At 69.4% G+C, this 8,366-nt stretch carries 6 protein-coding genes; 5 read left to right on the top strand and 1 reads right to left on the bottom strand.

The window, feature by feature from the left end:
* The 4 genes from HY68_RS45145 to HY68_RS15085 all read left to right on the top strand — a co-directional run.
* The coding region (locus HY68_RS45145) for a TIGR03089 family protein (RefSeq protein ID WP_041989031.1) at positions 1-386 on the top strand (386 nt) is incomplete at its 5' end.
* 146 nt (positions 387-532) lie between these two features.
* Complete coding sequence (locus HY68_RS15095; protein WP_041989029.1) at positions 533-2,251, top strand: LCP family protein; 1,719 nt, start codon at positions 533-535, stop codon at positions 2,249-2,251.
* Positions 2,252-2,471: 220 nt separating this feature from the next.
* On the top strand, positions 2,472-4,247 hold the full coding sequence (locus tag HY68_RS15090) for an LCP family protein (RefSeq protein ID WP_041989027.1): 1,776 nt from the start codon (positions 2,472-2,474) through the stop codon (positions 4,245-4,247).
* A 59-nt stretch (positions 4,248-4,306) separates the two neighbouring features.
* Complete coding sequence (locus HY68_RS15085) at positions 4,307-5,992, top strand: LCP family protein (protein ID WP_041989025.1); 1,686 nt, start codon at positions 4,307-4,309, stop codon at positions 5,990-5,992.
* Between the two features lie 99 nt (positions 5,993-6,091).
* Here HY68_RS15085 and HY68_RS15080 read toward each other — a convergent pair whose 3' ends face one another.
* A complete protein-coding gene (locus HY68_RS15080) occupies positions 6,092-7,141 on the bottom strand; it encodes a glycosyltransferase family 2 protein (protein ID WP_078863617.1) in 1,050 nt (349 codons plus the stop codon).
* 279 nt (positions 7,142-7,420) lie between these two features.
* Here HY68_RS15080 and HY68_RS15075 point away from each other — a divergent pair.
* The coding region (locus tag HY68_RS15075; protein WP_041989023.1) for an LCP family protein at positions 7,421-8,366 on the top strand (946 nt) is incomplete at its 3' end.

Below are 8,366 nucleotides of genomic sequence, written 5' to 3'. Positions count from 1 at the left end.
CGCTGCGCCCGCTCGGCGGCCGGTTCCCGCAGCCCCCCGAGGGGTTCGTGGACTACGCGGTCGAGGTCCCGTCCCAGGGCGACCGCTTCGCGCCGTTCGCGCCGGTGGACCCGGCCGGCGTCGCGCTCGTCGTCGCCGGCGGGGAACTCACCGCGGCCGGACTGGTCGAGCAGGCCCGCGCCGACGCCGAGGCGCTCGGCCTGACAGCCGGCTCACGGCTGCTGTCGGGGCTCTCGTACGACACCTGGGAAGGACTGTCGACCGGACTGTTCGCCCCGCTCGCCGCCGGAGCCTCCGTCGTGCTCTGCCGCAACGTCGCCGAACTGGGCGCCGAGGGCCTGGAGAAGCGGGTCGAGAGCGAGCGGGTCACCCATCGCGCGCTGTGACGTGCACCGCAGGGTTTGCCGGTGCGCGGTGGGGCAACACGAAGGTCCGCCTGAGAGATACGTGTGGTCAGCCGCACAACCAAGCGCGGGATTCGACCGTCTACCCCAGCAACCGGCGGCCCAGCGCGCCACCGACGCATTGAAGGATGGACGCAGACGTGAGCGACAGTGCCGGCACGCCCGCCCGGCCGGAGACCCCGGCCGACGTCGAGTCGCAGACGGACGCGCCCGGGGCGGATGACAACGGTGCCACCTCGGACGATGCCCGTTCGGGCGCTCCCGCCTCCGGCGAGGCCGGGGACGGCGAATCCACCGAAGACGGCAAGGCCGAGGGCGCGGACACCTCGGCCGCCGAAAGCCCTGCCGCGGCAGACAGCGAAGACGGCAAGGGCGTCGAGACCCCGGCCACGGACGGCGAGACCGCCGAGACCGCCGAGACCGCCGAGACCGCCGAAGACTCTGACGAAGACGGTGCAGCCGTCACGCCCGACGACGCCGACAGCCCGGCCACCGACGGCAAGGCGGCAGACGCCCCGGCCGACGGAGACGCAGCCACCGAAAGCCCAGCCGACGCCGACGCCGAGAACGTAGCCGCAGCCACGACCCCGACCGCCGCCACCGGCGGCCCCGGCGGCGGTCACACCGACACACCGCCGACCCCCGCCGGCCCCGCCAACCCCCGCCGCCGCTGGATGGGTTGGGCCGCGCTCGGCACCTCCGTGGTGGTCCTCGCCGCCGCCGGTACCGGCTGGTGGCTCTACAACAAGCTCGACGGCAACATCACGACGGACACCAAGGCCGCCGCCGAGTTGCAGACGTACGAGAAGGACCGCCCCAAGCCCGTCGCGCTCGACGCCCTGAACATATTGCTCATAGGCTCCGACAGCCGCGCGGGCGACAACGGGAAGTACGGCCGCGACGACGGCGGCTCGTCCCGCTCGGACACCACGATCCTGCTGCATCTGGCCGCCGACCGGAAAAGCGCGACGGCCGTCTCCCTGCCCCGTGACCTCATGGTGGACATCCCGGCCTGCGGCAAGCCGGACGGCTCCCGCACCAGGGCGCAGTTCGCGCAGTTCAACTGGGCGTACGAGTTCGGCGGCACCGCCTGCACCATCCGCACGGTCGAGAAGCTCACCGGCGTGCGGATAGACCACCAGATGGTCATCGACTTCCACGGTTTCAAGGGCATGGTGGACGCCGTCGGCGGCGTCGAGGTCTGCCTCAAGGACCCGGTGGACGACACGGACGCCCAGCTGAAGCTGCCGGCCGGGCAGCAGACCCTCAACGGCGAGCAGGCGCTCGGCTTCGTACGGGCGCGGCACGGCATCGGCGACGGCAGCGACACCCAGCGCATGGACCGGCAGCAACGTTTCCTCGGGGCCCTTTTCAAGAAGGTGCAGAGCAACGGTGTGCTGCTGAATCCGACCCGGCTCTACCCGGTGCTGGACGCGGCGACGAAGTCGATCACGACCGATCCGGGGCTCGCCAGCCTGAAGGATCTGTACAACCTGGTGCGTTCCATGCGCAGTGTGCCGACGGAGCAAGTGCAATTCCTCACAGTCCCCCGGCAGCCGTACTCGCAGGACCGGAATCGTGACGAACTCGTCCAGCCCGAGGCGGACAAGCTCTTCAAGCAGCTGCGGGACGACCTGCCGGTCTCGGTGACGTCGGGGGACGAGAAGTCGGACGGTCCTTCGGACAGCCCCTCGGCAGGAGATCCCGGCGACAAGGCCTCTGCCAGCACGAATTCGCCCGGCCCCACCGGAAGCCCGACGGGGAGCCCCGACGGAAGTCCGAGCGGAAGTCCGGCACCGACCCCCACATTCACCGGCTCGAATGCCGCAGCCGGGATGTGTGAGTAAAGCAATGGCCAAGGGAAGCGTGGCAGTCCATGAGGATTGGGTGGATTGCCCACTTGTAAGGGAGGACAGATTCCCCGGCGACGTCGCCCGTCGCTGAACTGGACAGATAGTGTGTCGCGATCCGGTACTTCAGGCCGAGAGGTCGCGTACGGCCGGATCGAATGACCGAGCGTCTTGGGGGAGGCGCTTCGCGTGGCACCGACGGAGGATTCAAGCAACCGTGGATGCGCAAAACCGTGGGCAGGCGGACGACATGGATCCCGCCGACCAGTGGGTACTCAACCCGCAGACGGGCAACTACGAACTGCGACTGGACAACTCCGCAGGGCAGTCGTCCACGCCCGGGCCGGCGAGGCCGCGCGACTCCTCGCGCAGAGCCGACCCCGACAGGCCGGCCTCCCGCCAGGACGCCCGCCCCGGCTCCCGGTCCGAATCACGCTCGGAGTCCCGCTCGGCCTCCCGGTCGGGACGTGCCGACGCACCCGGGCCGCGTGCCAGCCGCCGGAAGGGCCAGACCGCCGAGGCGGCCGCCCAGGGCCGGCGGAAGCGCAAGCAGAAGAAGTCGGGCAAGAAGAAGGCCCTGCTGTGGACGGGCGGCACGCTGGCGTTCCTGCTCGTCGCCGGTTCGGTCGGCGGCTACGCGTACTACCAGCACCTGAACAACAACATCACGTCGTACGACGTCGGCACGAGCGACAAACCCGTCACCGCCGACAAGCCCATAAACATCCTGATCATCGGTACGGACAAGCGCACCGGTAAGGGCAACGAGGGCTACGGCGACAAGGGCAGCGTCGGCCACGCCGACACCAACTTCCTGCTGCACGTCTCCAAGGACCGGACGAACGCGACGGCGCTCTCCATCCCCCGTGACCTGATCACCGACATCCCGGACTGCGAGACCAAGCAGCCCGACGGCAGCACCAAAATCATCCCGGGCACCGAGCAGCAGCGGTTCAACACCAGCCTCGGCCAGGACGGCCGCGACCCCGGCTGCACGATGAAGACCGTCCAGGAGATCACCGGACTGAAGGTCGACCACTTCATGATGGCCGACTTCAACGCCGTCAAGTCGCTGACGACGGCCGTGGGCGGCGTGGACATCTGTCTCGCCCACCCCGTGGACGACCCGGACTCGCACCTCAAGCTGCCGGCGGGCGAGGCCAACGTGCAGGGCGAGCAGGCGCTGGCCTTCGTCCGTACCCGGCACAGCTTCGGCAACCAGGGCGACCTCGACCGGATCAAGGTCCAGCAGCAGTTCATGGCATCTCTGGCGCGCAAGATCCAGTCCAAGGGGACGCTGACCAGTCCCAGCAAGATGTTCAAGCTCGCCGAGGCGGCGACGAAGGCGCTCGCCGTCGACTCGGGCATCGGGTCCATCACCAAGCTCACATCGCTCGCGACGCAGCTCAAGGGCATCGACCCGAAGAACATCTCGTTCATCACGCTGCCCGTGCTCGACAATCCGAACGAGATCGTGCACGCCACGGTCGTCATCAACAAGACGCAGGCCGACCCGCTGTTCTCGATGCTGCAGAGCGACACCTCGCTCACCGAGGTGAAGAAGGAAGCGGCCGCCAAGAAGTCCCAGCAGGCAAAGGCGCTGAAGGGACCGAAGGCACCGGCGGCCGACGTACGGGTCGACGTGTACAACGGCGGCGGTCCGCAGGGCTCGGCCCAGGAGACCCTTTCCTGGCTGCAGAACGACAAGGGTGCGCCGAAGACCACCAACAAGGGCAACGCGCCCGCGAACGTGGCCAAGACGACCCTGGAATACGCCCCGAACCAGGCCGACATGGCCCGTACGGTGGCGTCCTGGATGGGACTGCCCGCGACATCGCTGAAGCAGGGGACCGAGGACGCGGTGGGACTCGAAGCGATGACACTGACACTGGGCAAGGACTTCAAGGGCGCGGGGGTGCCCATCACCGGACCGGCAAAGGTGCCGGACGGTGTGCAGAAGGTGGAAGCCGACAAGCAGGTCTGCGCGAAGTGACACCGGAGCATCAGCGGTGTCGACCCGTGCGCGCGACGACCTGAGCAAGGGGGATCAGGGTGGGTCAGAGCAGTGCGCACCGGGAGGGGACGCGATCACGCGTCCCGCACGCCCGTGAACTCGGCTGGGACGACAGCCTGTACGAGGGTGACGGCAGCGGTCCGGACGGCGCGGGGGCCGGCCGGGGCAGGAACGGTCACAAGTCAGGTCATGGCGGCAGCGGCCGCAGGCACGGTCCGCCGCGCAAGCGCACCCGCCCCGGCGGCTGGCGCCGCGCGCTGCGCTGGACCGCCGCAGGACTGGCGTTCCTGATCCTCGGGACCGCCGGCGCCGGTTATCTGTACTACCGCCATCTCAACGGCAACATCCGCAGCGACGCCCGCGCGGGCTCCGACAGCGGTCTGAAGCCCAAGGCCAACGGGGCGGGCCAGACCCCGCTGAACATCCTGCTGATCGGCTCCGACAGCCGTAACAAGCCGGAGAACGTCAAGCTCGGCGGCGGCAAGAACGAGGTGGGCAACAAGCCGCTCGCCGACGTCCAGATGCTGCTGCACGTGTCGGCCGACCGTAAGAACGCGTCGATGCTCTCCATACCGCGCGACACCCGGGTCGACATACCGGAGTGCAAGGACGCGAAGACCGGCGAGACGTACCCCAAAACCAACGGGATCATCAACGAGTCGCTGGGCCGTGGCGGCCCCGGCTGCACGCTCAGTACGTGGGAGAAGCTGACCGGCGTCTACATCGACCACTGGATGACGATCGACTTCTCCGGTGTGGTGTCGATGGCCGACGCGATCGGCGGTGTCGACGTCTGCGTCAAGCAGAACATCTGGGACCGCTCGACGCCCGCGGCGCACGGCGGCTCCGGGCTGAAGCTGACGGCGGGCACGCACGCGGTCAAGGGCAAGCAGGCCCTCCAGTGGCTGCGTACCCGGCACGCCTTCGGCAGCGACCTGGGCCGCGCCGAGGCCCAGCACATGTACCTCAACTCGATGATCCGCACGCTGAAGGAACAGAACGTCTTCACCGACACCGGCAGGCTGACCGGGCTCGCCGAGGCGGCGACGAAGTCGCTGGAGGTGTCGAAGGAGATCGGTACGGTCAAGAAGCTCTTCGACCTGGGCATGCAGCTCAAGTCGGTGCCGACGAACCGTATGACGATGACGACGCTCCCGACGCTGCAGGACCCGACGAACATCAACCATCTGGTCATCAACACCCCCGACGCCGACAAGCTGCTGTCGCTCCTGCGCGACGACGTCGCCTTCGACAAGAACGGCGGCAAGGACGACAAGAAGCCGTCGACGAAGGTCTCCAAGGACCCGGCCGCTGCGCCCGGTGAGACGTCGGTGAAGGTGCTCAACGGCACCGGCGGCGACCAGGCTCCGGTGTCGGGGCGGGCGGGCGCCGTCGCGGGGCTGCTGGGCGAGAAGGGGTACGACAAGGCCGAGGCCGACCAGCGGCAGAGCCCGCAGCCGGAGACGACGGTCACCTATCCGCGCGCGGCTCTGGAGGGCGACGCCCAGGCGGTCGCGAAGGCCGTCGGTATCCCGGTGAGCGCGGTGAAGAAGTCCGCCGACGTCTCGGAGATCACGGTGGTCGTGGGCGCCGACTGGCGCGAAGGCGGGGTGTACCCGAAGAAGGACGTGCCGAAGGCGGGCGACATCCCCGACACGGCGAACGCCATCAACGGCGACAAGAAGGACGCCTGCATGGACGTCTACGCGCCGTACCGCTGGTAGCGGGTCGCCCCGCACCAAGGAGTACGTACAGCAGAGCGCCGCCTGACGGATGAGGATCCGTCAGGCGGCGCTCTTACGTCCTGCGCGGGCGTCAGGCGGCTACGCGTCCTGCTGCGCCTCGTCGACCCGCCGTACGGCCGGCCTGCGGCTCGCGATGACCCGCTTGGCCAGTGAGCGCGGGCTGGTCAGGAAGCCGTAGCCCCACGTCATGTGCATCGTGGCGAGCGCGACCGGGATCCGCAGCCGCGCCTTGAGCGACAGACCCTTGCCCGCGGGGACCGACCCGGCGACGATCGCCGCGAGATAGCCGCCGGGCACGAGCAGCGCCCAGGGGGTCACCACGGCGCCCACGACGATGCCCGCGGCGATCGCGCACACGGCGACCGGCGGCGCGAGGTAGCGCAGGTTGATCGAGCCCGAGTGGTAGCGGGCGACCACATGGCGCCAGCGTCCGTAGTCCTTGTACTGCTTGGCGAGCGCCCGTACGGAGGGCCGCGGCCGGTACTGCACCCGCAGCTCGGGCGAGAACCAGATCGCGCCGCCCGCCTCGCGGATCCGGAAGTTCAGCTCCCAGTCCTGGGCGCGGATGAACTCCTCGTTGTAGCCGCCCTGCCGCTCCAGCGCGTCGCGCTTGAACACCCCGAGGTACACGGTCTCGGCCGGGCCCGCCTGGCCGCCGGTGTGGAAGGCCGCGTTGCCGACGCCGATCTTCGAGGTCATGGCGGCCGCGACCGCTTCCTCCCAGGCGTTCTCGCCCTCGGCGTGCATGATGCCGCCGACGTTGTCCGCGCCGGTCTCGGCCAGCAGCCTGACGGCGGTCGCGATGTAGTTCTGCGACAGCATGCCGTGGCCGTCGACCCGTACGACCACGGGGTGGCTCGACGCCTTGATCGCCGCGTTCAGCGCCGCCGGTGTGCGGCCGGTGGGATTGGGGACGGTGTGGACGCGGGCGCGCGGGTCGGCCGCGGTCTCCCGCACCAGCTCGGCGGCGATCTCGTCCGTACGGTCCGTGGACGGGCCGAGGGCGATCACCACCTCCAACTCGCCGTCGTACTCCTGCTCCAGGATGTGCCGGACGGAGTTCCTCAGATGGCGTTCCTCGTTGAGCACCGGCATGATCACGGAAACCGGGGGCGACAGGGCAGGCATGTGTTCCTTCGGAGTCCTTCAGGAGGCGGGATTATCGGCGCAACGTTACCGCGAACGGGGGACAGCGACGCGCGCCGCCCGGTCGTAGCAGGGTGCCGCTGATCGTATGGGCCTACGGTTTCGACCATTCCCTGTCACCGCGGAGGTGCCCCAGTGCCCACGTCGCCCCGCTCCTCCCGCTCCTCGCGATCCCCCCGTCCCGCCGGGATCGCCACCCGGCCACGGCCGCGTGCCGGGGGCCGGGGCGCCGGGAGACGGGACGGACGGCCGCGCTGGGGCATGCGGATGGCGACGACCTTCTCGGTCCTGGTCCTGGGCGCCGGCGGTATCGGGCACGCCGTGGTCACCAGCCTGGACACCGGCATCGACCGGGTCGACCCGTTCAAGGACATGAAGAACCGGCCGGGCGCGGGTCACGGCATGAATCTGCTGCTCGTCGGCACCGACGGCCGCGACAAGATCACCAAGGCCGAGAAGGCGAAGTACAAGCTCGGCGGCGCGCCCTGCCACTGCACCGACACGATCATGCTGGTGCATCTCTCGGAGGACGGTAAGCGGGCCAGCGTCGTGAGCCTGCCGCGCGACAGCTACGCCGAACTGCCCGCCCATGTCGACCAGACGACGGGGCAGCACCACAAGCCGCATCCGGTGAAGCTGAACGCGGCGTACGCGGAGGGCGGCCCCAATCTGACGGTGCGCACGGTCGAGCACATGACGGGGGTGAAGATCAGCCACTACCTGGAGGTCGACTTCACCAGCTTCATGAAGACGGTCGACGCGCTCGGCGGGGTGCAGATCTGCACCCCGCGCCCGCTGAAGGACTCGTACACCGGGCTGAACCTGACGGCGGGCACGCACAAGCTGGACGGCGGCCAGGCGCTGCAGTACGTACGCGCCCGGCACGTCGACGCGACGTCCGACCTGGGCAGGATGCAGCGCCAGCAGCGCTTCATCGCGGCCCTGATCAACCAGGCAACCAGCAGCGGTGTGCTGCTGAACCCGGTGAAGTTCCGCGCCGTCACCTCGGCGATGCTCAGCTCGGTCAGGGCCGACGCGGGCTTCGGCGCGCAGCAGTTGCTCGCGCTCAACGAGGCGATGCACGGCTTCTCGCCGTCGTCGTCGGAGTTCACGTCCGTGCCGCTGAGCGGGTCGGGGATCGCGATCAAGGGTGTCGGGTCGACGCTGAAGTGGGACCCGGTCAAGTCGAAGAAGCTGTTCCAGGCGC

Source organism: Streptomyces sp. AcH 505 (assembly GCF_000818175.1).
Classification (GTDB): Bacteria; Actinomycetota; Actinomycetes; order Streptomycetales; family Streptomycetaceae; genus Streptomyces.
Note: the sequence above shows the minus strand (reverse complement) of the source record. Positions and strands in the feature narration are given on the sequence as shown.